The following is a 23,509-nucleotide window of genomic DNA, read 5'->3' as shown; positions in this document are numbered from 1 at the left end:
ACGAAATGGGTGCATCGACGATTGCACCCAACGTCCGCAGCATGGGCAGGCAGTGGTCACGCTGGCGCCCCGCGGAAATCATTTTCTGGATCGCGGCCCTGGGCGCCTGCCTGATACCGCTGAATAACTACCTGCTGCTCAATGAGATGGCGATCCTCGCGTTGTTCGCGGTATCGCTGGACCTGATCCTCGGCTACACCGGGATCGTCTCGCTGGGCCATGCAGCCTTTTTCGGTCTCGGCGCTTATTCGGCTGCGTTGCTGGCCAAGTACTTCAATCTCGATCCGCTGCTGGGCATGCTGATCTCGTGCGGGGTGGCGGCGCTTGCGGGCCTCGTCACCAGCGTGCTGGTGATGCGCGGTTCGGATCTCACGCGCCTGATGGTCACGCTAGGCGTGGCTTCCATCCTGCATGAACTGGCCAACAAGCTGGGCTGGCTCACCGGCGGGGCTGACGGCATGACGGGCGTGCCGATGGTGCCGCTCTTCGGGCACTTCGAGTTCGACCTGTTCGGCAAGGTGGCCTACACCTACTCGATCGTCACGCTGTTCGTGCTGTTCGTCGTCGCGCGCGCCGTGGTCAAGTCGCCGTTCGGCATGTCGCTGCAAGTGATCCGCCAGAATCCGCTTCGCGCGGCAGCGATGGGCGTGCCGGTCAACCTGCGCCGCACCGCCGTGTACACGCTGAGCGCCGCCTACGCCGGCGTGGCCGGTGCCCTGCTCGCGCAGACCACGGGTTTCGCATCGCTCGACGTGCTCGACTTCCACCGCTCGGCCGACGTGCTGCTCATGCTGATGATCGGCGGTGCGGGCTATCTCTATGGCGGCATCATCGGCGCAGTCGTGTTCAGGTTCATGCAGGACTGGCTGTCGGACATCACGCCGCAATACTGGCAGTTCTGGATCGGCCTGCTGCTGGTGATCATCGTGATCGTCGGTCACGAGCGGCTCGTGCGTCCTTGGACGTGGTTCCGTCGCAGCGGGAGCAAAGCATGACGATCGCACTGCAGACATTCAATCTGGTCAAGCGCTTCGGCGGCCTCGTCGCCACCAACGACGTGTCGATCACGGTCGAGAAAGGTGCTCGCCAGGCCCTGATCGGCCCCAACGGCGCCGGCAAGACGACGCTGATCAATCAGCTGACCGGCGTGTTGACGCCGACTTCGGGCCGTATCGAGCTCGAAGGCCAGGACATCACCTCGCTGTCCGTGCACAAGCGGGCCCGCGCGGGCCTCGTCCGCACGTTCCAGATCAATCAGCTTTTCAAGGAGATGACGCCCGCCGAATCGCTGTCCGTGGCCATCTCCGAACGTGATGGTCTCGGCGCTCGCTTCTGGCGCGCGCTGGGTCATCGCGGCGAAGTCATGGACGAGGTCGCTTCGCTGCTCGATCAGTGCAGGCTGACCGACGTCATGCATCGCGAAACTCACGTGCTGCCCTACGGCAAGCAGCGCCTGCTTGAAATCGCGCTGGCACTGGCGGCAAAGCCGCGGGTGCTGCTACTGGACGAGCCAGTGGCCGGCGTTCCCGACGGCGAACGCCGCGAGATTCTCAACACGGTCGCCGCATTGCCCGAAGACGTGACCATTGTGCTGATCGAGCACGACATGGACCTGGTGTTCAGCTTCGCCGACCGCATTTCGGTGCTGGTGAGCGGCGGCCTGCTGACGGAAGGCGCATGCGCCGACATCGCCCGCGACCCTCGCGTGAAGGCTGTGTATCTGGGCGAGGAGTTGGCTGGAGGCGAATATGTCTGAATTGTTGAAGCTGGAAGGAATCGTAGCGGGTTACGGCGAGGCCAAGATCCTGACGGGCATCGATCTGGCCTTGGGTCAAGGCCAGGCGCTGGCGCTGCTGGGCCGCAACGGCACCGGTAAAACCACGCTGATCAACACCATCGTCGGCCACACGAATCGTTTCAGCGGGCGGGTCTGGCTCAATGGCAAGGACGTCACCGGATTCAAGCCGCACCAGCGCGCCCTGGCCGGCATTGGCTGGGTGCCGCAGGAACGCAATATCTTCAAGTCGCTGACGGTCGAAGAGAACCTGACCGCGATCGCCGTGCCCGGCCCCTGGGATCTGGCTCGAATCTACAGGATGTTCCCTCGCCTGGAGGAGCGCCGCGCGAACATGGGCAACCAGCTCTCGGGCGGTGAGCAGCAGATGCTGGCGATCGGCCGCGCGCTGATGCTCAATCCCAAGGTGCTGCTGCTCGACGAACCGCTCGAAGGCCTCGCGCCCATCATCGTGCAGGACTTGATGCGCATCCTCTCGGACATCATCCGCGACGAAGGCCTCTCGGTGATTCTCGTCGAGCAGAACGCCCGCAAGGCCCTGAGCATCACGCACAACGCCGTGGTGCTCGAGCGCGGCTCGGTCATTCATGCGAGCACAGCGGCCGAGCTATTGGCCCAGGATGACAAGATCGATACCTTGCTGGCCGTGTCTCAACACTGAGAGGGGTTGGATGCTTCAGCCGGGCTACGCCGCGAAAGCAGCGACCGCCCGGTTGAATGCATCCGGTCTCGCGACGTTCATTCCATGCGACGCCCCGCCGATCGTTTCGCGTTCGGCAAACTCGATCCACTGTTCCAGCTTGTCGACTGTATTGCGGAACATACGGGGGCTTTTCTGGCCATCGATCAACAACGTGCGGCACTTGATGTCGCGCGCTGCTTCCGGCGTATAGGCAGGAAGCGGATCGAGCAACTGCTTGGGCAGCGTGAGCGCGTTGTCGAGCGCCATGCGGCGAAAACTCTCCGGGCTTTTGCTCCAAAACCCCGGCATGCTCACGGAATCCACGAACATCGACAAGCCCGCGTCGAACTCGCCCCGCTCGATCAGTTCCGCGACACGCGCTCGCAGGACGTTGGTCGCCGGCGGCATGAACGCGGGCTGCCCCCTCGATTCGGTTTGCAGCGGTCCGCCGGGATCCGCTAGCGTCAGCGTTTTCACAAGGCGCGGATATTCGCGTGCGAGATGGAAAGCCACGCAACCGCCGCGTGAGTGACCGACCAGATGAACGGGAGCAAGGTCGAGCGCCGTGATGAATCCGGCGATCTCCTCGACGTGCGCTTCCCAGCTGAAGTCGCTGCGCCCAAACGCGTCGATCTCGGGCCAGTAGTGGCTCAAGCTCGGAGCGAAGCAATGAAAGCGACCCGAAAGGGAGGCCATCTGGGCGTCCCAATAGCGATAGTCACACAGCGAGCCGTGCACGAACACCATGGGCTCGCCACGCCCACACTCGACATACGGTACGGTAAGACTCGATGCGGTGGTCACAAACGATGGCGCAGACGAGCCATAGGCCGTGGCGAGAATCGATGGGCTAATACGTGCATTCATCACTGCGCTCCTTTTTGCCGACACTATCGATGGTGGGCTGACAAAAGAAAATCGCATAATATTGATGGGATCAATCTATTTTTCTGATACCACCGATCATGACAACGGAAATGAAGGCGCTCGATCTGGACGTGCTGTCGATGATCATCGCGGTTGCGGACACCGGCACGATCAGTCGTGCGGCGCAAGTCGTGCATCGCTCGCAATCGGCGGTGAGCATGCAGATCAAGACGCTCGAGACGGCGCTCGGCAAGACGCTTTTCGTTCGCAAGCCACGCAGCGTGGTGCCCACGCAGGACGGCGAAATGCTGTTGACCTACGCACGACGGATGATCGCGCTGCGTGACGAGGCGTGGGCTGCGGTGGTACGGCCCGACGTGACCGGACGCGTGGTCATCGGCGTGCCGGACGACTATGCGACGTCGCTGTTCCCACCCATCCTCAAGAAATTCTCGGCGACCTATCCCAAGGTAGAGATTCAGGTGGTGGGGCTGCCAAGCGTTGCTCTCGAACCCATGTTGAAGGACGGTACCGTCGACCTGGTCTGCGCGACGCGCGTGAAAGGCTTGCATGGGGAATTCCTGCGTCACGAACCCATGGTGTGGGCCGCGGCGCCAGGGGCGACCGAGATCTGGCGCGAAAGACCCTTGCCCATCGCCGTGTTTTTACCCGGCAGCGTCGCACGAGAGAAAGCCATACGAAGTCTGGAGCGAGCGCGCATCACGTATCGGACGTCGTATGAAAGTCCGAGTCTGCTGGGCCTGCTGACGATGGCCGAGGCCGGACTGGCGGTAACCCCTTTGGCAAAGTGCGCGGTACCGGCTCACTTCTCGCTGTTGGGCGCCGCGAACGGCCTGCCGGAAATCGGCACGCTCGAAGTCGTGCTGGCGCGAAGTGCCGCGTCGAAACGGCCTCCGTGCGATTTTCTCGCGGAACGCATTCTCGCTGACCTCAAGAATTAACACCGAGATCGACGATCACGCGCCCCATGTTGTCAGCAGAACCTCAAACGCCGCACAGATTCCGGATCAGCTTGCCCCAGGCACGGCCACTTGCGCGTCAGTCGCATCGAGCGCTTTCCGGTTCGCAGCCATGCGCCCGTAAAGCAGCAGCGATCCACCGCCGAGGAGCGCCAGCAGACCTAGAATTTCGAAGCCCAACATATAGGAACCGGTAGCGGCATTGATCAGCCCGACGAGGAAACCCGCGAGCGTTCCACCGCCGCCAGCGCCGATTCCGTTCATCATGCCGGCGGCAGAACCCACCGCCTGCGGCTCGGCCGAAGCTTGCAGAATCGACCAGATATTCGGCGTGTAGCTACTTGCGAAGTACCCGAGCGCGAGCGTGATAAGAGCGAGCTTGGCGTAGCCGCTCGAGACCAACGGCAATAACATCAGTAACAGTCCTGGGAGAATCAGACCCAAGGCGGCGATGGTCACCCGTCGGCCGGTTCGGTCGCTGATCCAGGCCATGAATGGCGCGAACACAACTGCCGCGACGTACGGGAGCGCGCTCGCAAAACCTTGAGATGCGCCGGTAAAGCCCACGGAACGCACGGCAAGGGAAATCCACAGTGTCACGCCCCAGAAGAGCATGCCTTGCATCACGTAGCTGAATAGCAGCAGGAAGAAAGATGGCCCCCCGAGCGAAGCAAGTGTGAGCCGTGCCGCCACCGCTCCGCGCGATGGCGGCGGATACGGCGCTTCCGATTCCGGCTTGAGTTTGACGACATAGAGAGGGACGATCACCACAAGTCCCAGACCGCCGGTCAGGAAGAACAATACTCGCCAGTCGAACGCGTGATAGATCGGCGTCAGAAACGCAAAGCCGATCGCCAGCGCGAGGAACTGCCCGTAATACTGGATCACGGCATTGGCTTTGGTCCGCTCCGCGGGTGCGAACCAGGCCTTCGCGAAGCGGGACTGCTGCGGCCAGTACACCCCTTCGCCGATTCCAAGCAAGACGCGGCAGACCAGCAGAACAGCGACGGAACTTGTGAAACCCACGAACAAAGTCGCTAACGACCACAGAGTGAAAGTCCAGATGGCAACGTGCTTCGGATCCCATTTACGCGTGAGAATCCCGCCCAGCACATTGGCCACTGCGTAGCCGATCAGGAAAGCGGTAAGCGCCCAACTGGATGTGATCGCCATGCGTGGCCCAGCGAAGCCCAGATCCCGCGCAACGGACGGCAATGCCACCGAAAGTACCGTGCGGTCGAGATACGCCACGAAGAGACCTAGCAGCAGGCTTCCACCGATACTCCACCATCTCTGACGAGTAATCATCGTCGTCTCCTGAAGATCAGCGCGGCGACCGGCTCACCGACGGCGCCGCGCTGAATACGGTTGCACCGCTTCTGTGGCGATGTGGATTCCAGTAGCGGGAAAAGCCCCGCCGTTGAATGGCACGGCCCCTCGGCCAATCAACCCTTAAGCGCGGCGCCCTACTTCCGTTTCCTCCTTGGTCCACCCGGCGACGCGCTCGCTGAGCGTCAACCCCAGCCCCGGACGCGTGGGCACGATCATCCGGCCGTCGCGGGTCTGGAGCCTCTCGTTGAACAGCGGTTCGAGCCATTCGAAGTGTTCTACCCACGGCTCGCGCGAGTAGCAGGCAGCAAGATGGACGTGAAGCTCCATCGCGAAGTGCGGCGCGAGCATCAAGCCCGCATGGTCCGCGAGTGCCGCCACCTTGAGAAACGGCGTGATGCCGCCGACGCGAGGCGCATCCGGCATCAGATAGTCAGCACCACGAAGGCGAATGAACTCCCAGTGCTCCGACACGCTGGTGAGCATCTCGCCCGTCGCAATCGGCGTGTCGAACTGCGCGGCGAGCGCCGCATGGCCTTCGGCGTCGTAGCAGTCGAGCGGCTCCTCGATCCAGATCAGGTTGTACTGTTCAAACGTGCGGCACATGCGCTGCGCGGTAGGCCGGTCCCATTGCTGGTTCGCATCGACCATCAGCGGGAAACTGTCTCCCAGGTGTTTGCGCACGGTCTCGACGCGGCGGATATCCAGCGCGCAGTCGGGCTGACCAACCTTGAGCTTGATGCCGCCGATACCCTTCTCGCGCGACACGTCCGTGTTGGTCAGCAACTGATCGAGCGGCGTATGGAGAAAACCGCCGGACGTGTTATAGCAACGCACCGAGTCGCGATGTGCGCCAAGCAGTTTGGCGAGCGACAGATTCGCGCGTTTTGCCTTGATGTCCCATAGCGCGACATCGAAGGCACCGATTGCCTGCGCCGCCATCCCGCTGCGGCCCACCGAGGCGCCCGCCCAGGCGAGCTTGTCCCACAGTCGGGCGATGTCGCTCGGGTCTTCACCCAGCAGCGCCGGCGCGATTTCCTTCGCATGCGCAAACTGGCCAGGACCGCCGGCGCGCTTCGAGTAGCTGAAGCCGAGGCCGCGATGACCGTCGGCAGTTTCGATCTCGACAAAGAGAATGGCGATTTCCGTCATCGGCTTTTGTCGGCCGGTCAGGACTTTGGCATCGCTGATCGGATTGGCTAGCGGAAGATAAGTCGAGGCGAGGCGAATCCACCTGATCTGGTCGTTGGAAGCGCCGGAAACAGGAGAGCCGGTAGCGTTCATGAACGTTGTCCTTTGCAAAAGAGGGATTGATGCACGGCTTCAACTGCCGTGACGAGGATTCAGGACGGCGGCAGGAACGTCGCGTGGCGTAGTCTCTTCGGACTCCTCCGCTTCAATGCGTGTGAGCTTGCCGACAATGAATAGATAAGAGAAAGCGCCGAGCAGCGACAGCGCCGCGATATAGGTCAGGGCGACTTCGAACGAACCGGTGCTCTTGATCATCCAGCCGATCGCCAGCGGCGTGACGATACTGGCGAGATTGCCGCAGAGATTGAAAATGCCGCCGCTGATGCCCATCGCGTGCTTCGGCGAAACGTCGCCGACGATGCACCATCCAAGATTGCCGACGCCCTTGGCGAAGAAAGCAAGCGACATCACGAGGATGACAATCGTGGTCGAGTGAACATAGTTCGCCACGACAATCGTGCTCGACAACACGAGGCCGCTAATGATCGGTGTCTTGCGCGCCGCGGTGAGGCTGAAGCCACGCCGGAGCATGCGATCCGACCACAGGCCGCCGACCAGGCCGCCGAGGCACCCCGCGACGGCCGGTATCGCCGCGGCCACGCCGACCTTGAGGATCGACATGCCCTTCGCTTCGATCAGGTAGGTCGGAAACCAGGTCAGGAAAAACCAGGTCATCGATGTCAGGCAAAACTGCCCGATGTAGACGCCGATCATCATCCGGTTGGCCACGATCGAGCGGACCTCTGTCCATTTGAATGGCCGCGGGCTGTCGCCCATCGCAGGGAGTCCGCCACCCGCCGAGATGTACTCCAGCTCCGCCGCATTCACGCGATGATCGCGCTGGGGTTCGCGAACGGCTTTCAGCCACCACACCCCGAGCAGCACCCCGATCGCGCCGGTCGAGAAGAACACGTAGTGCCAACCCCAACGGCTGACCGTGTAGGTCATGACCGGGGTAAAGACGGCAAGCGCGAAATATTGCGCGAGCTGGAAAATCGAGGTGGCGAGCCCACGTTCCGCGTTCGGAAACCACATCACCGTCAGCCGGCTGTTACACGGAAATGCGGGGGACTCCGCGACACCCATCAGGAAACGCAGCGCGAACAGCGCTGCGAACGCGGACGCGAACAGGTGAACGTACCCTTGCAAAAACGTGAGTGCCGACCAGACGATGAGACTTAGACCGAGCACGACCCGGGCACCAAACCGGTCGAGGATCATGCCTCCCGGGATCTGCATGGCCGTATAAGCCCAACCGAAGGCCGAAAACGCAATGCCCATGGTGAGCGCGTCGAAACCCAGTTCGTGACGCATGCTGGGCGCCGCGATCGACAACGTCGCGCGGTCGACGTAGTTGAATACGGTGACGATGAAGATCATCGCGAGGATGAACCATCGCACGTTCGTCCGTCTGGCGGCGTTCGTTCCCACTGTCCTGTCTCCTTGATCTGTTACGGCGTTTGAGCGTCGGCCGCAACTCGTGTGTGAACGGCATCTCGAGATCGACCCTGGACTCGATCATACAATGATTGCGCAATCATTCAAGCGAAGATGATTGCGCAATCATCATGGTTTACACTGAGGTGTCTGCCAAAGGTCCTGCTCATGCGTCGTCAGTCGTGCGGGTTCATGATCTAATTTGCACGCTGCGTGTCACCTTGCAGCGTGAAAACTATCTTGTAAGGCGGCACGAATACGCCGATGGGGTTACGCGGAAAATGGCGAGAAGAAGTCAGCAGGCAGAAGATGCTCCGGCGTCGGGCGTCGGCGGGGAAAGCGTCACGCTGATCGATGTGGCACGGGTAGCGGGCGTCGCACCGATGACCGTATCGCGTGCGCTTCACCGTCCGGAACTGGTGCGCAGCGATACGCAGAAAAAGGTTCTCGATGCGGTGCGCGCCACCGGATATGTTCCCAACATGCTCGCGGGCGGACTGGCAAGCAATCGCAGCCGGCTGGTCGCGATCCTGCTCCCCACGATCGCCAACTCGATCTTTGCGGACACCGTCCAGGCCCTCATGGATGGGCTGACGTCGTCGGGTTATCAGATCCTGCTGGGTCTCACCGCGTATTCGACGGCACGTGAGGAGGCACTGGTCGAGGCGCTCCTTGGTCGGCGGCCGGATGGCATCGTGCTCGCCGGGACGAGTCACACTGCGTCCACGGTAGAGCGGCTCTCAAAAGCGAGGATCCCGGTTGTCGAAATCTGGGATCTCACCGACAGACCGATCGACATGGTGATCGGCTTCTCGCACGAGCAGGTCGGAAAAGAAGTCGCTCAACATCTCGTACAAAAAGGCTATCGGAAATTCGGGATTGTCTCCGTCGATGACCCACGCGGCCTGCGACGTTGCGAAAGTCTCAAGAGCGAGCTGGCGAGGCTGGGCATCGCGGAGCCTTCATTCGAAGTACTCCCGGCGCCGGCGACTTTGCAAGCCGGCCGCGAAGGGGTCAGCCGGCTGCTGGCCGCCTCTGCGCCCGAAATCGTGGTGTGCAGTTCCGACACGCTTGCGCAAGGTGTTCTCGCGGAGGCGGCCAGCCGTGGACTGAACGTCCCTCGCGACATCGCGGTGATGGGCTTTGGCGATCTGAGTACGGCGGCGCATGTGTACCCGGCCTTGTCCACGGTTCGCATCGACGGCGCGATCATCGGCATGAAGACAGCGCAGGCGCTGATAGGGCGGCTTTCTGCTGACGCGCTCCGTGGCAAAACCCAATCAGAAGTCAGGATCGATACCGGATTTACGATCGTCGATCGGCAAAGCACCTGAGCCGCGCAGTTACCACACCAACCACCTCAGGAAGCCTCCCCTTCCCCCATCTGGCGCGACGCGCACAACCGCCACGAAGCCTTCGGCGCGGCAACCGTTTCCGCGACGTCGCGCCACCAGCGTTCACCGCGATGCACCGCGTTCAGATCGAGCCGCTCGCCCATGCGCGGTGTCGACAGCGCGACACCGCGCGCAAGCGCGAGCCCCGTCACCCGTTCGAACGGTTCCTGCCAGCGGTGCATCGCGAGGTCAAACGTGCCGTTATGAATCGGCACGAGCCAGCGGCCGCGCAGGTCGATGTGCGCCTGCACGGTTTCTTCAGGCTGCATATGAACGTACGGCCACATCGCATCGTACGCGCCGGTTTCGACCAACGTGACGTCGAATGGTCCGAGGCGCTCGCCGATCGTGCTGAAACCATCGAAGTAGCCGGTGTCGCCGCTGAAGAAAACGCGCAGATCGTCATCGACGATCACCCACGACGCCCACAACGTGCGGTTGCCGTCGAACAGGCTGCGCCCGGAAAAGTGCTGCGCGGGCGTCGCGGTGAACTGGATGCCCTCGACCTCTGTGCCCTCCCACCAGTCGAACTGCCGTACCTTCGCCGCGTCGATGCCCCATTCGATCAGCCGATCGCCGACGCCAAGCGGCGTCAGAAACACCTCGGTGCGCTGCGCCAGCGTGATGACGGTTTCGCGGTCGAGATGGTCATAGTGATCGTGCGACAGGATCACGCCGTGCAGTGGCGGCAAATCGGCAAGCGCGATCGGCGGCGCGTGAAAGCGCTTCGGACCGAGATTGCGGAATGGAGAGGCCCGCTCGGCGAACACGGGATCAGTCAGCCAGAACTTGTCGCGCAACTTCAGCAGCATCGTCGAATGACCGAGCCGGTACAGGCTGCGGTCGGGCGCCGCGTCGAGTTGCTCGCGCGTGAGCGTCTCAACGGGCAACGAGTCGGTCGGCACGGTGCCGCGCGGCTTGTTGAACAACACCGTCCACACGAGACCGAGCGCTTTGCGCAGGCCTTCCGTCGGACGCGGTTTGACATTGCGGAAGCGCTCGCCGTCGTGCTGCGGCGACAGGTTGAACATCGCACGGCTACGTCGCGCGGCGCTTACGCCGAGCATACGGTGGACAAGGGCGGGAAGCGACGTCATGAAGTTGGCCTTCCGGAGAAATGTACACTCGGCAGTGTAGTTTATTTTCAAGAAAAGTAAACTGCCCAGTGTAAAATCTTTGTATGGAATCCAGTGCCCCCCAACAACGTCTGACCGACCGCAAGCGCGTCGCGATCGTCGGCGCCGCGATCGAGGAATTCCTCGCGGCCGGCTACGACGCGACCAGCATGGACCGTATCGCCGCCAGCGCGAACGTCTCGAAGCGCACGGTCTATAACCACTTCCCCAGCAAGGAAGCGCTGTTCGCGGCGATTCTCCAGCAGTTGTGGGACGCGAGTCACGACGGCGATGCGCCCTCTTATCGTGCCGACCAGCCCTTGCGCGCACAGTTGCTCGATCTGCTGGAACGCAAGCTGCGGCTGATGCACGACGAGTCCTTTTTATCGCTTGCACGAGTGGCGATCGCGGCTGGCATACATTCGCCGGAACGCGCACGGGAGATGGTCGCTCGCATGGGGGAGCGCGAGGAAGATCTGACGGCGTGGGTCCGGGCAGCTGCCGCGGACGGCCGCATCAAGACCGATGATCCTGCCTTCGCGGCGCTGCAGTTGCAGGTGCTCGTGAAGGGTTTTGCTTTCTGGCCGCAAGTGGCGATGGGACAAGTGCCGCTCGATGCCAGGGAGCAAAAGCGGATCGCCGAAGCGGCAGCGGATATGTTTCTTGCGCGGTATGCGTGAACCGGTTCGCCGGGTTGCCGAGTGACGGCGATCGCTCCCCGCGGCAGCTCGCTTGCATCCGCGCCAAGCTGACGAGCCGGGCGTACGATATCACCGTGTCGACGTCGATTTTCAGGAGGTGACATGAACGCGGTGTGCCCGCTGCACGGGCCAACTACCATTGTTCGCACGAACGCCTACGGATTTCCCGTCTACGCGTGTTGCTGCAACGACGTGCCCTATGTCACACCACCGGATGCGTGTACACGGGCGCCGGCGCAACGCGGAAGTGAACGACCGCCCGAAGAACCGAAGAAGCGGAAGGAACCAGGCTGACTATCAAGTCTGCTGTGTCTAGGGCCGCTGAAACGTGCCGCGTGTTCGCCCTCTCGCCAATTCCAAGTCAAATGAATGCCCACGAACCTATCAAGCGGCCGACACAGCCAATGGCCCGCCCGGTGCTGGTCTGGGACGCGCCGGTGCGACTGTTTCACTGGCTGGTCGTCGCGCTGGTGACGGCGGCTTATGTCACTCTGAAACTGAACTGGATCTTCTGGCACGTGCGGGTCGGCGAGACGCTGCTTGCATTGGTCATTTTCCGGCTGCTGTGGGGCTGCTTTGGCAGTGAGACCGCGCGCTTTCGCAGTTTCGTGGCATCACCCGCGGCTGCGCTTCGCCATTTGCGGCGCCTGTTTCATCGCGAGCCGGATGTGCAGGTAGGTCACAATGCGGCCGGTGGCTGGATGGTGCTGTTGCTGCTCGCCTTGCTGCTGATCGAGACGCTGAGCGGGCTCTACGTCAACAATGACATCGCCGACGAAGGCCCGTTGAGCGAACGGGTGCCGGTATGGCTCGCCAACGCAATTTCGGACCTGCACGGGCTCATTTGGTACGTGCTGCTCGCCGCAGTGGCGCTGCACGTGCTTGTGATCGCACTGTACGCAGTAGCGAAGGGACACAACCTGCTGCGTCCGATGCTGACCGGCTACAAACTGCTACCCCCGTCCATCGATGCGCCACGGCAGACGCCAGCGCTGCTGGCGCTGCTTGCACTCGGCGTCGGCACCGCTGTGGTGATGCTGCTTGCGGCTTATCTCTGAGCGTGCCGCAAGCCTGATCTCGGGGCGCGGCTACGGTGGTTGCTTCAGTTGCCGTTCGGCGGCATCACCTGGCCGCGAATCTCGCCACCCGGATTGTTCTTGGTGTGAACGTTGATGTACATGTCACCGGCTTCGAACATCTTGGCTTCGTCCGGAGATAGCGTGGCCTGACCGGTCATCGGGCTTGTCACCTCCATGGCGCCTTTCTGCGAGATCCAGACCTTCGGGCTCGCGTTTTTACCTGCCGCAGCGGGTCCGTGGAAATGCGCCATCGTGGTCGGACTCGTCAATCCGCTGAAGCTGATGTCCCAGGTTACGACCCGCGTGCTGGAGTCGTACGTGAGCTTTGCGCTGCCGCTGCCCGGAGTCGTCACCGGTGGAACCTGTTGAGCGCCCGTCAACGGCACACTGAATGAGACGGGCGCCGCTTGCGCCAACGTCAACGTACCCGCCAAGGCCAAACTACTGAACACCATGAAAGCGCGTTGCGAGATGGATCGTGACATTTGGTTTTCTCCTGTTGGATTTGCCCTTGCCGGGCGGGCCATTATTGAAGAGGGCTGAAGACCTCGTCGGCGTTGTTGGAAGCCAAAGAAGTGAAACAAGGATAGTCTCAAGCGGCCCGTAACGCGTAGAAAGAATCCAACGGCGGTTCCGGCAGCGCTGTCGCTCGGGCAGCTGATTTGCATCTGGAATCTGCCGGAGAGCTTACGATGGCATGTCGGCCTTTGCTAACGTTCGGGTGCCGGCGTTAGACTGCGAGCGCGCTCTCGATTGGAGGACTCCATGAAACGCCCCTTGGCCACGGTAATCGTCGTGTGGGCCGCCTTCCTGCCCGGTGCCTATGTTCTTTCGTCGTCCGCCATCGCCGAAGTTACGCAACACCAGATGGACGTTGCACAACACGGTGCGCAGGTGATGCCGTTCTCCCTTACGGCCACCACTCACATCTTTACGAAGACTGCGGACGGTGGGATTCAGCAGGTCGTCACGAAGCATCATGACCCGAAGCAGGTCAGCCTGATCCGCGGGCATCTGGCCGGGATCGCCCGGCAGTTTTCGGCGGGCGATTTCGCGGCGCCGGAGCAGATCCACGGCAACGATATGCCGGGACTGGCTGTGCTGCGTAAAGCTCAGCCGGGCGAACTGAAAATTCGCTATGGCGACTTGCCCAATGGCGGCGAAATCGTCTATCGCTCGGACGAGCCTCGCCTCGTTGCCGCGCTGCATGACTGGTTCGACGCACAGCTGTCCGATCATGGCCATGACGCAATGGCAGGGCACGATCCCGGCATGATGAATCATCATTCGATGGACGCCTCGTCAGCGCAATAGCCCATGGATACGGCCCCGGGGAGGAAAATGCCCCTGAAAGACCTACACTGATCGAACAACAACCTGATCGCACGAGAGGACTGCCATGCCGTTCCGATCGAATACACGCAATCGCGTTACCCACCGCTGTATTTGCCTTGTTGCGGCTTTCGGCCTGTCCGCCGCGTGGATTCCCGAGTGTGGCGCGGACGACGCCGTTCCAGCGGCGACTTCGCAAGCCGTCCCGAGCGGCGCGTCGGTCGACACCGAAACCGGCACCGTCAGCCTGATCGACCAGAAAAACGCGATCATCGTCGTAACTGTTCCGGGCCACGACGACCTGAGTTTCGACGCAAAAGATCACCGGGACGCGCTCGACGCCGTCAAGGTCGGCGACAAGGTCACGACCCGCTATCTGGAGCCGTACGTCACCGAACTGTCCGTCGCGAAGGGCGAACCGCTCACGCGCCTGAACCGCACGGTCACGCTGACCCAGCATATCTCTGGCGCTGGAAAGGAGGAGTTTCAGGCGCTCAGAGTCTTCCGGGGCGTGGCCGAAGTCACCGGCGTCGATCGCAAGCTCAACCTGCTCACGGTCGAGGACAAGGCTGGTACGGTGCATTCGGTCCGGGTCAGCCGCCCCGAACTCGTGAAAGTGATGCAATCTCTCAAGCGCCATAATCACGTGCAAATCGCGTATGAATCCGAGAGCACGGTGGTAGTCACGCGCTAGGTTCAAATGCATCCGTCATTAATCGAAGGACAACGTACCTTCAGAACGCCTCACAAAGCCGCTAGGCAGGCAACCGGAATACGGCAGTAACTTGCTTGAGCTGTGCGGCCTGTTCGTTCATCGATTGTGCGGCCTGGGCAGTGTGACCGACGAGCGCCGCGTTCTGCTGGGTCACCTGGTCCATCTGACCGATCGCAAGATTGACCTGCTCGATGCCGTTGCCCTGCTCGTGCGAAGCAGTCGAAATCTCGCCGTTCAGCGTCGCCACCCGGCGAATCGCTTGCTCGACCTCTCCCATCACGTGGGCGACCTCCCCCGCGTGAACCATGCCTTCCTTAACGGTCTGCGATGAACGCTCGATCAGGCTTTTGATGTCCTTCGACGCATTCCCGGCGCGCTGCGCGAGACTTCGCACCTCCGTCGCCACGACGGCGAAACCTCGGCCATGTTCGCCCGCGCGCGCAGCCTCGACCGCGGCATTCAACGCGAGAATGTTCGTCTGGAACGCAATGCCCTCAATCATCGATGTGATATCGGCAATCTTGTCTGAGCTGGTGGTGATGTCGCCCATCGTAGACTGCATCCGGCGGACCACCGAGTTGCCCCGGTCGGCCACGTCGGCAGCCGTTGCCGCCAGCGTGGTGGCCTCACGCGCGTGGTCGACGTTCTGCTTCACCGTCGTCGTCAACTGTTCCATGCTGGCCGCCGTTTCCTCAAGCGAAGCGGCCTGCTGATCGGTCCGTTGGGACAAGTTCAGACTGCTCTCGGCAATCGTGCCGGATGTTCCTGAAATCGATTCGGCCGTCGCCTTGATGTTGCTAACGAGACCAGCCAGATTCACCCGCATCGCATCGAGCGACACCATCATGCTCGTGCGGTCGTCCGGATAGAGCGAAAGCTTTGTCGTCAGATCGCCTTGCGCCAGATCCTTTAGCGCCGTGCGCGCGACGTTCGGGTCGCCGCCGATTTCCCGGCGAACCGTGCGGGTCAGCACCCAGGTCATCGCGGCCGCACACAGCAGCGCAACGGCCGCCAACGCGATAGCCAGTCTGACGCTGTTGTCAGCGTGCGCCTTCGCATTCGTGCGGACGATTTTCGTCTGCGCCTGCGTGCGTTCAATGTCCTCGAGCAGCGCGCCGCGCAATTTTCTCCACGCCGGGGTCTCTTCGTTCACGAGAAGCTGGTTCGCCTGCGTCAGATCATTGCTGCGAATCGCATCGAGAACTGTCTTCTGCGAGGCTTGATGCGCTGCGCGCAATGTCGAAAGCTTGTCGAACGACGCGGCCTCGGACGTGCCGCTCGCATACGCAGCGGTCGCGCGCGCGACGGCTTCGTATCCCTTTTCGGCTGCGTCGAAGTTCTTGAAGCCTGTCGCGTCGGTCGGCTTGAGCAGGACATTGCGCAGTGCCTGGCCCATTTGCAGTCCATCGGCGTACATTTCCTCGAAGCCGCCGGCGATTTTCTGGTCGACATCGATATAACGTTCAAACTCTGCCTGCGCACTCGTCAATCCCCAGATGCAAGCGGTGACCGCGATCGTAAAAATCGCGGCCGGTACGGCGAAGCAAGCAATCAGCTTCCTCTCAAAGCGCATTTCTTGTTCCCTTCTTATTGGATACCGTTGCGTTACTTTGAACCGAGGACGTGCCCATTGACGGCACGCCCGTACATGGACCACTTTGTGTCGTGATAACGCTCACGCGTGGCCTGGACGGACCCCGCATATCTGGGATCTTGCGGGCGCTCATGACTGTCCATGAACATCGCCACATCCCACGCCTCCTGATCCGTCAATGTGCCGCCCAGTCCGAGAGGCATGTTCGCCTTGATGAATCCCGACGCATTCTGCAGTTCGTGCATCCCCGCGCCCCAGTTGAATGAATGCGCGCCCCACAGAGGCGGGAAGACGGTTTCGCCGTGGCTCGCCTGCCCTTGCCCGTTGTCGCCGTGACAGAGCGCGCAACGCGCCGCATAGACGGTCGCCCCGCGCGCGTAGTCCGGCGGCAATGCCGGTGCCGGTAGCTTCGGATAGCCGCGTCCGGCCAGCTCCGCGCCGACCGGTGCGCCCTTGGCCAGCCAGAACGCGTAGGTTTCGAGGGCAACCAGGATAGGGTCACCGTTTGGCGGCGCCTTGCCGTTCATGCTGTACTGAAAGCAACCCTGCATGCGTTCGGCGAGCGTATTGACACGACCGTTCTTGGCGCGCCAGGCCGGGTACGACACATACGCCGCCCAGAGCGGGCCGGCATCCGCCTTGCGCCCGGCGTCGAGGTGACAACTCGCGCAATTGAGCGTGTTACCGACGTACTTTCCGGCGAAGGCTCCGGTGTGCATGAAAATCTGCTCGCCTAGCTTAACGGTTGCGACGAAGTCGCCGGCGGCCGGCATGTCGGCTTCTGCCGGTGGCGTGAACGGCAGCGCGGTGACTGTGGCGACGCGCGCCTCCGGCAACTGGGCCGGTGCCGATGTCCCCTGAGCGTGCGCGTGCGCCGCCGCGAGGTGGAGGATCGCTGCGCCGAGCAACCGACGAACCTGAAAACGTTTGCTCATCATTGCGCCTCCTTGCCGGCGGACGGTTGCGCGGACGAGTCGTGCGCGCCATAGTACGCGGCCACGGCAGCGATATCCGCGTCTGACAGTTTCTTTGCGATGACCGACATCAAGCCGAGCGGACCGGCGGGGCGCCGGCCGTCTTTCCACGCGTGCAACTGGTTGGACAGATAAGCGGCGGGCTGGCCGGCCAAAGGCGGAAAGTGTTCGCCTACGCCAGCCCCACCCGGACCATGACACATCGTGCAGGCTGGCAGGCCGTCGCTCCAGCGTCCTCGCTCGGCAAGCCACGCTCCAGGCTGCGCCGGTACGACGGGCGCGCTCGTGGATGCCGGTGTGACGGCTGGTAGCGCGCTGAAGTATTGGCTGAGCGCGGTGCGTTCATCCGCGGATAGCATCTGAGCGACCGGCTGCATCACCTCGCTCTCGCGCTGACCGGATGCGAACGCGTCGAGTTGCTCCTTCAGATAGGTCACGCCAACCCCGGCCAACCGGGGAAACCCTGCTGCATCGTTGCCGGTCCCGTTCGCGCCGTGGCAGCCGGCACATAGCATCACGCGCTGCGAGAGGCCGTTCGGCAGATCCGCGGGCGGCGGAGCGGCGGTGGTCGAGGCAGCCGCCGCCGCAGAGATAGCGCCCGTCGCGGCGAGTAAGACCGTGAAGCGTATGAGTGGTCTGCTACGCACTTGTTTTTTCATATCTCCAATTGCCCGAATGTTCAGCGCAGAACGCTCTCCGGACTGTTTTATTTGCGTTTTGTTGATGACGCGGATTTCACGTCTGGTATTGCGGACGTGCTAACGCATCATTCCGTTATCTGGTTGACGGCAATTTGTAGGCAAACTTCAGCATTTGCTTTCGAATCGGACGCGGCGATCTTTTATGATTTTCTCCAGCATTCAAAACTTAACTGCCGTGGAATCTGATAAATGACGGATTTATACTTCGGCGTCTCCCGTCGTTCCACTACGACACCACCAAGGGATTCAGCAATGCGTCGGCTCGGGTAGTTCTCTTCAGCAACGGGATAGGTGAATCGCTCGATACTGAGCTCCGAGCTTGCCCATTCTGCAACGAGACGGACAGCCTCCCTGCCAATGCCTTCGCCGTGGCGATTTTCGCGAACCCAAATGCCGAGTACTGCACTAGCGTCCTTGACGTGATGAAGTCCGGCCAAGCCGAGGAATTCGCCGCTATTTCGTTCGCGAACCGCGAAGACAAAATCCGCACGTTCAGCCATCGCAGGTAACCATGCCTGCCAAATGCGATCAAAGGTCTCTCTGTCAGGGGCCGGCTCCCATGACATCCAGCGAGTAAGTGAAGTCGTGATGCAAGGAAACGCTTCGTCAGCATCACTTGCGGCGAAGGGTTTAGGCGAAAGGCGAGCTGATTCTATGCGAATCGCATCCGGGGGCCGCGGCATCACTTACTCTCCTCTTCTGCAAACGGCTACATGCAGATTCCTCCCCCGTCCTCCGCAAGCCCTATGCCACGTCAATAGCGATGGGACGCCGCATGATGCACCAACAGCTGTAACGAAAAATCCCCACAAATGCGCATGACGCGAACTATTTTCCAGGTAAAGACCTCGGCGGCAGTGAGCGCTGGTTTTCCGGTCGGGCCAGCCAAGCGCAAAAGCGGTCTTCCCTTTTCGCGAGGCGCAACATGACATCAATTTTCAGACGACTATCCCGTTCTGCTTCCCGGGGCTTTGCAGGTGGCAGCGTCATCGCGCTCACGTGCGCGATCGTCCCAGGTGCCGAGGCGCAAACGCTCGGCCCGCTCGTCCAGGTCGCCGCTGGCGATCCGTTCAGCGGATGCACTGCCGATCAGCTTAACGCGCAGCAGTCCGCATTCGGGAGCGTCCTTTATCCAGCCACATCGATCGAGCCATGGGTGGCGGCCGACCCGACCAGCACGTCTCGCCTGCTCGTCGGCCACCAGCAGGACCGCTTCAACGACGGTGGCGCACGCGGACTGGTCGGCGTCATTTCCAGCGACGCGGGCAGCAGCTGGACCAATTCGATCCCGACCGGCGTGACCAAGTGCACTGGGGGTGCATTCCGTCGCGCGTCCGATCCCTGGGTTGACTTTGCGCAAGACGGCACGGCGTTCTTCATGTCGTTGGTGTTGGACCCCATGAAGCCGACGACTCCATTTGGGGCGCGCAATAGCGGGATGCTGGTCAGCCGTTCGGTCGACCACGGCGCGAGCTGGCAAGCTCCGGTGACGCTGGTCCGCACCAACTCGCCGCACGCGCTCAATGACAAGAACTCGCTCACCGCCGATCCGACCGCGAACGGTTACGTCTATGCAGTGTGGGATCAACTGAGCGTGTTCCCGCCAAGTCAGGCCGGCGATCAGTTGATCGCGGGAAACGATGGTGTCGAAATCGCGCGTCAATTGCGTACCGCTGCAGCGGGTGGTGCCCCGAGCTTCAAGTTCAATTTCACCGGCCCGAGCTTCTTCTCGCGATCCATCAACAACGGCGTGACCTGGAGCACGGCCGTCCCGATCTACCAACCGGGCACGAACGCACAGACGATCGACAACATCGTACGGGTGTTGCCTGATGGGACCCTGCGCGACTTCTTCACTGCGATCGGCGTCACAGCGTCGGGGCTCAGCATCGGCTATATAACGTCCACGGATAAGGGCGCGAGCTGGAGCGCGCCGACGTTCGCCAACGATATAAGTGTGGTCAGAGTGGTCACGCCGGACACCGGCCAGCCGATACGAGATGCGTCCATTCTCTACAGTGTCGCTGTGAACCCAGTCACGGGGGCAATCTATCTCGCCTGGCAGGACGATCGCTTTTCGACCGCCACCTGCACCACACCCACTGGATCAATCCCGATCGACGGGATCGTCTTCAGCGAGTCGGATAACGGCGGGGCCACCTGGTCGGCGCCGGTGATGATCAACAAGACGCCGGCGAACGCCACGAATCCGTGCCGTCAGCAGGCCTTCATCCCCGCGGTGGTGGCGTCGGGCGATGGCAACACGGTCGTGGTGACCTACTACGACTTTCGTAACGACACGAACACGCCTGCCGGCTTCGAGGGCACGGACTATTTCGCGCTCTTCTGCCCGACCTCGTCCGCGTGCACGAGCTCCGCTAACTGGGGCAACGAGCAGCGACTGACCACGGCCTCGTTCAACATACTCAATGCACCCGTGGCGGGTGATCACTTCCTCGGCGATTACATGGGTCTGACTGCTAGCGGACCCACGACCGTGTACCCGGTCTTCGGCGTAGCCACGGGTCTGAACGTGACGTCCGAATTCACCCGCCAAATCTCGGGATTGCCTTGAGCGCAACAGGCGGTGATCGGGGGTCGCCGCCTGATCCTTCGGGACTGCGACCGCTACTGTCATCAGACATAGCGCACGCGCGCCCGACCCGCCAAGAGCCGTAGGCCGGCGCGACCGTCATGACCTCGCAAAAGGACGTTGTGGTCGATTTGCACGACGGCCTTGAGCCCGCGTTCAGTTCAGTCACCGTAACGGACGCGCACATGAATGCCGTCACCAGCGGCAAGGCTGTCGCCGACGCGACGAACAGGAAACGTATGTCGGTCGCCTTGAACCCACTGACTCCGGGCGTTTAAACCGTCTCGTGGATCCGCTCGGGCCGACTGCCGCCCGATGCAGTTGCCCGAGACCGACCCACAAGTGACCTTCGCACACCTTGATTGTGTTGAAAAAGTCTTGTTTTGGTCGGAGACGCAGGAGTTCGCAGCACGTTTTCGAGTTGTGGCGATCGGCGAAGCGGCGACCTTGAACGAGGCAACGGTCCCCCGTTGCTCGTCATGCAACGGTCTGGTTCATCTGCTTGCTTCCAGGCATGAACCGCTTGGCCATTCTTCGCAGGTTTTGCGCAGTCGCTGCCATCAGGAACTCATCATGAGCACCGCTTGGACCTCGCAGTCGCAAACGGTCCAGTTTCAGGATGCGTTTGAGATGCGCAAAGAGCATTTCCACCTTCTTTCGCTCACGGCAAGATCGCTTGTATTCAGGCGTCTTCGCAATACGCCTGGCCTCGTCGCGTGCAGCTTCATGGATGCTGCGGGCAATCTTGCGGAATGGTGTATTCGGGCAGCAGCGCTCCTTCATCGAACAGCTCCCGCAGTCGAGCGGGCTTGCCCGATAGATGATCGTGTCTGCCTTCGTGATGCGCGAGCGCGGATTCCTGAATTTGCGCCGATCACTGCGTAGTGCGTGCCCGGTAGGACAGCGATATTCATTAGCGAGTTCATCCCATCGGAACTCGCTGCTGGACAATGTATTGTCCTTGCGCGTCGTTTTATCCCAGACCGGAACATGTGGTGCAATTTCCTTCTCTTCGATCATCCAGGCAAGCATCGCTGCTGAGCCATACGCGGTGTCGCCTGCAAGACGTCGAGGTTTGAGATCGCGCCGCTGCTCAACGCGATCAATCATCGTCCTGGTTGATTCCACTTCGTGGGAACGGTTCGCGGGCGTCGCCTCGACGTCAACGATGATCCCTGCTTGCAGGTCAATCAGATAATTGGTCGAGTAGGCGAAGAACGGCAAGCCACCCTTGGCGGCTGTCCAGCTCGCAGCGGGATCCGTCAGGGATATCCTCTTTGGAGGCGTCGATGACTCTGTCATCTCCGCCGCTTCGGTGCCTGCTGGATTCGCTTCTTCCAACGCTTCCAGATACTCCCGCACGGCACGGCTTTGGCCCTTGACACAACCCCAGTCGATGGGTTCAGAACCCGGAACACCGCGTACAGAACTCGCGTCGGCTCTGATGATGCTCGCGTCAATCGCGAATCCTTCACCCTTTACGAGCCCTTCGGACATGCACCGACCCAGTACCGACTCGAACACATGGCGCAGCACATCGCTATCGCGGAAGCGACCGTGGCGGTTCTTGGAGAATGTCGAGTGTTCGGGTACGGCGTCCTCCAGGCCCAGGCGGCAGAACCATCGATACGCCAGATTCAGATGCACTTCTTCGCATAGCCTGCGCTCGGACCGGATGCCGAAACAGTAGCCCACAATCAACATGCGGATCATGAGCTCCGGATCAATCGATGGCCGTCCCATGGGACTGTAGAACGGCGCAAGATGCTGGCGTAGATCACGCAGATCAAGAAAGTGATCGATGCCTCTCAACAGGTGCTCGCGAGGGACGTGACTATCGAGGTTGAACGAGTAGAAGAGTTTGTCCTGTCCGCTGCCCAGTTGACCCATCATGACGAATCACTCCCGTCGATCGATGGCTTCCAGGATACCCAACAATCCGCATGCCGGGCGACTTTTTCAACACAATCCACCTTGACAGCGGACATTCGCTGGATGCGAATTAAATGACTCAGTGGGCCGCTTTCACGGAAATTTCTACGGACGGGATAAAGGAATGGGTGGTGGCAGCCGATATCTGAACAAGCCGCAATACGAATCAATCTACAAAAAAGGAAAACCAGATGACGACTGGTCAAAGAATGACGGGGTTCGGCCTTTACGTTTTGCAGGCCGTGGGAGCCCTCGGCGTCCTGATCTCGCTTGCTAGCCATAGAACCGCTGGAATTGTGATTTTTGCCCTGCTGACCGGGCTTAGCGGCATGCTCATCAATCGCATCGTGCGCCGGAATCCGGGCGTGCTTCAACGGTCCAGATTTGCCACCAAGATTCATGTTCTATTCTTGTGGTGTATCGCAGGATGTATAGCTGTGCTTTTGATTGGGTCACCTTTGCTCCAGCTACTGAATCTGCGTCGTTGATCGCACTTGTCGACGATCCCGAGCAATCGATCGAGCGGCCGAAACTGGCCCGCCCGGCGTCGCCACCACAACGCGGACACTACATTCTGCGCGACCAGAACGGAAGAGATAGTCAACGGAACGGCTACCGGAAAATGCGTGCCCATGCGGCCCGAACACGCCGCGCGCGGTCTTCAAGGAGATACGAGGCTGCCAGCGCGAACAAACCCGAAACAACACCCGTCGCGACGTGCTCGATCACGGGGATTCGGTAGTGACTCGGGTGTGAGTAAGCGTCGCCCAACGTTGTCAGGCACCCGACGACCAGGGCATTACCATAGCGATGTCCGTAGAGCTTCGAAACCGGCGTAAAGGTCAAAAGTACAGCAAGAAGTCCGGTGAACAGTCCTGTCCGCAGAGCAATCGTCCAGTGCACAAGGCTCATGACGTTGCCCCAACTCCCCGGCATGCAGGTCATGCATGCGCTGGTGGGTTGCCAGAAACGCTGGACAAACATCCTCGCGCGGCGCTTCCACTCATTTGACATGAGGAATTCCCCATCGACGCCGCG

The 23,509-nt window shown here is 61.3% G+C and carries 24 protein-coding genes; 11 read left to right on the top strand and 13 right to left on the bottom strand.

Going from position 1 to position 23,509, the window contains the following annotated elements:
• The first annotated feature begins 5 nt into the window (after positions 1–5).
• Genes L0U81_RS30485 through L0U81_RS30475 form a run of 3 tightly spaced genes read left to right on the top strand, consistent with a single transcriptional unit; the run spans position 6 to position 2,456 of the window.
• Entirely contained in the window at positions 6–995 is a 990-nt protein-coding gene (locus L0U81_RS30485; protein ID WP_233810064.1) for a branched-chain amino acid ABC transporter permease, read from the top strand.
• Positions 992–1,756, top strand: coding sequence for an ABC transporter ATP-binding protein (locus tag L0U81_RS30480; protein WP_233809413.1), 765 nt, complete (start codon positions 992–994; stop codon positions 1,754–1,756). Before L0U81_RS30485 ends, L0U81_RS30480 begins: the two co-directional genes overlap by 4 nt.
• A complete protein-coding gene (locus tag L0U81_RS30475; protein WP_233809411.1) occupies positions 1,749–2,456 on the top strand; it encodes an ABC transporter ATP-binding protein in 708 nt (235 codons plus the stop codon). The genes L0U81_RS30480 and L0U81_RS30475 overlap by 8 nt, the downstream gene beginning before the upstream one ends.
• A 24-nt stretch (positions 2,457–2,480) precedes the next feature.
• Here the strand turns inward: L0U81_RS30475 and L0U81_RS30470 are convergent, their stop codons facing one another.
• Positions 2,481–3,344: an alpha/beta fold hydrolase gene (locus L0U81_RS30470; protein WP_233809409.1), complete on the bottom strand. Its 864-nt coding sequence runs from the start codon at positions 3,342–3,344 to the stop codon at positions 2,481–2,483.
• A 110-nt stretch (positions 3,345–3,454) separates the two neighbouring features.
• Here L0U81_RS30470 and L0U81_RS30465 point away from each other — a divergent pair, with 110 nt between their 5' ends.
• Entirely contained in the window at positions 3,455–4,306 is an 852-nt protein-coding gene (locus L0U81_RS30465; protein ID WP_233810062.1) for a LysR substrate-binding domain-containing protein, read from the top strand.
• Positions 4,307–4,372: 66 nt separating this feature from the next.
• On the opposite strand, the gene L0U81_RS30460 is transcribed toward L0U81_RS30465, so the two are convergent.
• The 3 genes from L0U81_RS30460 to L0U81_RS30450 all read right to left on the bottom strand — a co-directional run bounded on the left by L0U81_RS30460 (position 4,373) and on the right by L0U81_RS30450 (position 8,284).
• Positions 4,373–5,632, bottom strand: a complete 1,260-nt coding sequence (locus tag L0U81_RS30460) for an MFS transporter (protein ID WP_233809407.1) — start codon at positions 5,630–5,632, stop codon at positions 4,373–4,375.
• A gap of 144 nt (positions 5,633–5,776) precedes the next feature.
• Positions 5,777–6,937 carry an L-talarate/galactarate dehydratase gene (locus L0U81_RS30455; protein ID WP_233809405.1) on the bottom strand — a complete coding sequence of 387 codons (1,161 nt, stop codon included), beginning with the start codon at positions 6,935–6,937 and terminating at the stop codon, positions 5,777–5,779.
• Positions 6,938–6,976: 39 nt separating this feature from the next.
• Positions 6,977–8,284, bottom strand: coding sequence for an MFS transporter (locus L0U81_RS30450; RefSeq protein ID WP_233810060.1), 1,308 nt, complete (start codon positions 8,282–8,284; stop codon positions 6,977–6,979).
• A gap of 188 nt (positions 8,285–8,472) precedes the next feature.
• Between L0U81_RS30450 and L0U81_RS30445 the strand changes: the two genes are divergently transcribed.
• A complete protein-coding gene (locus tag L0U81_RS30445) occupies positions 8,473–9,675 on the top strand; it encodes a LacI family DNA-binding transcriptional regulator (RefSeq protein WP_326489884.1) in 1,203 nt (400 codons plus the stop codon).
• A 26-nt stretch (positions 9,676–9,701) separates the two neighbouring features.
• Here L0U81_RS30445 and L0U81_RS30440 read toward each other — a convergent pair whose 3' ends face one another.
• The gene (locus L0U81_RS30440) at positions 9,702–10,832 is read right to left on the bottom strand and encodes an MBL fold metallo-hydrolase (RefSeq protein WP_233809403.1); all 1,131 of its coding nucleotides are present in this window, start codon (positions 10,830–10,832) and stop codon (positions 9,702–9,704) included.
• An 83-nt stretch (positions 10,833–10,915) separates the two neighbouring features.
• Here L0U81_RS30440 and L0U81_RS30435 point away from each other — a divergent pair, with 83 nt between their 5' ends.
• Positions 10,916–11,530, top strand: coding sequence for a TetR/AcrR family transcriptional regulator (locus tag L0U81_RS30435; RefSeq protein ID WP_233809401.1), 615 nt, complete (start codon positions 10,916–10,918; stop codon positions 11,528–11,530).
• 386 nt (positions 11,531–11,916) lie between these two features.
• On the top strand, positions 11,917–12,609 hold the full coding sequence (locus L0U81_RS30430) for a cytochrome b/b6 domain-containing protein (protein WP_233810056.1): 693 nt from the start codon (positions 11,917–11,919) through the stop codon (positions 12,607–12,609).
• A 44-nt stretch (positions 12,610–12,653) separates the two neighbouring features.
• On the opposite strand, the gene L0U81_RS30425 is transcribed toward L0U81_RS30430, so the two are convergent.
• Positions 12,654–13,115 carry a CHRD domain-containing protein gene (locus L0U81_RS30425; RefSeq protein ID WP_233809399.1) on the bottom strand — a complete coding sequence of 154 codons (462 nt, stop codon included), beginning with the start codon at positions 13,113–13,115 and terminating at the stop codon, positions 12,654–12,656.
• A gap of 280 nt (positions 13,116–13,395) precedes the next feature.
• On the opposite strand from L0U81_RS30425, the gene L0U81_RS30420 reads away from it, so the two are divergent.
• Together L0U81_RS30420 and L0U81_RS30415 are read left to right on the top strand one after the other, a co-directional pair.
• A complete protein-coding gene (locus L0U81_RS30420; protein WP_233810054.1) occupies positions 13,396–13,944 on the top strand; it encodes an aspartate carbamoyltransferase in 549 nt (182 codons plus the stop codon).
• A gap of 85 nt (positions 13,945–14,029) precedes the next feature.
• Positions 14,030–14,656, top strand: coding sequence for a hypothetical protein (locus tag L0U81_RS30415; RefSeq protein ID WP_233809397.1), 627 nt, complete (start codon positions 14,030–14,032; stop codon positions 14,654–14,656).
• 61 nt (positions 14,657–14,717) lie between these two features.
• Here the strand turns inward: L0U81_RS30415 and L0U81_RS30410 are convergent, their stop codons facing one another.
• From L0U81_RS30410 to L0U81_RS30395, 4 genes are all read right to left on the bottom strand, one after another.
• Positions 14,718–16,250 carry a methyl-accepting chemotaxis protein gene (locus L0U81_RS30410; RefSeq protein WP_233809395.1) on the bottom strand — a complete coding sequence of 511 codons (1,533 nt, stop codon included), beginning with the start codon at positions 16,248–16,250 and terminating at the stop codon, positions 14,718–14,720.
• A gap of 32 nt (positions 16,251–16,282) precedes the next feature.
• Complete coding sequence (locus L0U81_RS30405) at positions 16,283–17,209, bottom strand: c-type cytochrome (RefSeq protein WP_233809393.1); 927 nt, start codon at positions 17,207–17,209, stop codon at positions 16,283–16,285.
• On the bottom strand, positions 17,206–17,904 hold the full coding sequence (locus L0U81_RS30400) for a c-type cytochrome (protein ID WP_233809391.1): 699 nt from the start codon (positions 17,902–17,904) through the stop codon (positions 17,206–17,208). Before L0U81_RS30400 ends, L0U81_RS30405 begins: the two co-directional genes overlap by 4 nt.
• 182 nt (positions 17,905–18,086) lie before the next feature.
• A complete protein-coding gene (locus L0U81_RS30395; protein ID WP_233809389.1) occupies positions 18,087–18,629 on the bottom strand; it encodes a GNAT family N-acetyltransferase in 543 nt (180 codons plus the stop codon).
• A gap of 473 nt (positions 18,630–19,102) precedes the next feature.
• Between L0U81_RS30395 and L0U81_RS30390 the strand changes: the two genes are divergently transcribed.
• Both L0U81_RS30390 and L0U81_RS30385 read left to right on the top strand, forming a co-directional pair.
• Positions 19,103–20,521, top strand: a complete 1,419-nt coding sequence (locus L0U81_RS30390) for an exo-alpha-sialidase (protein WP_233809387.1) — start codon at positions 19,103–19,105, stop codon at positions 20,519–20,521.
• A 119-nt stretch (positions 20,522–20,640) separates the two neighbouring features.
• A complete protein-coding gene (locus L0U81_RS30385) occupies positions 20,641–20,817 on the top strand; it encodes a hypothetical protein (RefSeq protein WP_233809385.1) in 177 nt (58 codons plus the stop codon).
• A 199-nt stretch (positions 20,818–21,016) separates the two neighbouring features.
• Here the strand turns inward: L0U81_RS30385 and L0U81_RS30380 are convergent, their stop codons facing one another.
• From L0U81_RS30380 to L0U81_RS30370, 3 genes are all read right to left on the bottom strand, one after another.
• Complete coding sequence (locus L0U81_RS30380; RefSeq protein ID WP_233805282.1) at positions 21,017–22,432, bottom strand: IS1182 family transposase; 1,416 nt, start codon at positions 22,430–22,432, stop codon at positions 21,017–21,019.
• Complete coding sequence (locus L0U81_RS30375) at positions 22,429–22,872, bottom strand: hypothetical protein (RefSeq protein WP_233809383.1); 444 nt, start codon at positions 22,870–22,872, stop codon at positions 22,429–22,431. Before L0U81_RS30375 ends, L0U81_RS30380 begins: the two co-directional genes overlap by 4 nt.
• A gap of 211 nt (positions 22,873–23,083) precedes the next feature.
• Positions 23,084–23,485: a hypothetical protein gene (locus L0U81_RS30370; protein ID WP_233809381.1), complete on the bottom strand. Its 402-nt coding sequence runs from the start codon at positions 23,483–23,485 to the stop codon at positions 23,084–23,086.
• Between the last annotated feature and the right edge of the window lie 24 nt (positions 23,486–23,509).

The organism is Paraburkholderia sp. HP33-1 (genome assembly GCF_021390595.1).
Lineage (GTDB): Bacteria > Pseudomonadota > Gammaproteobacteria > Burkholderiales > Burkholderiaceae > Paraburkholderia.
Note: the sequence above shows the minus strand (reverse complement) of the source record. Positions and strands in the feature narration are given on the sequence as shown.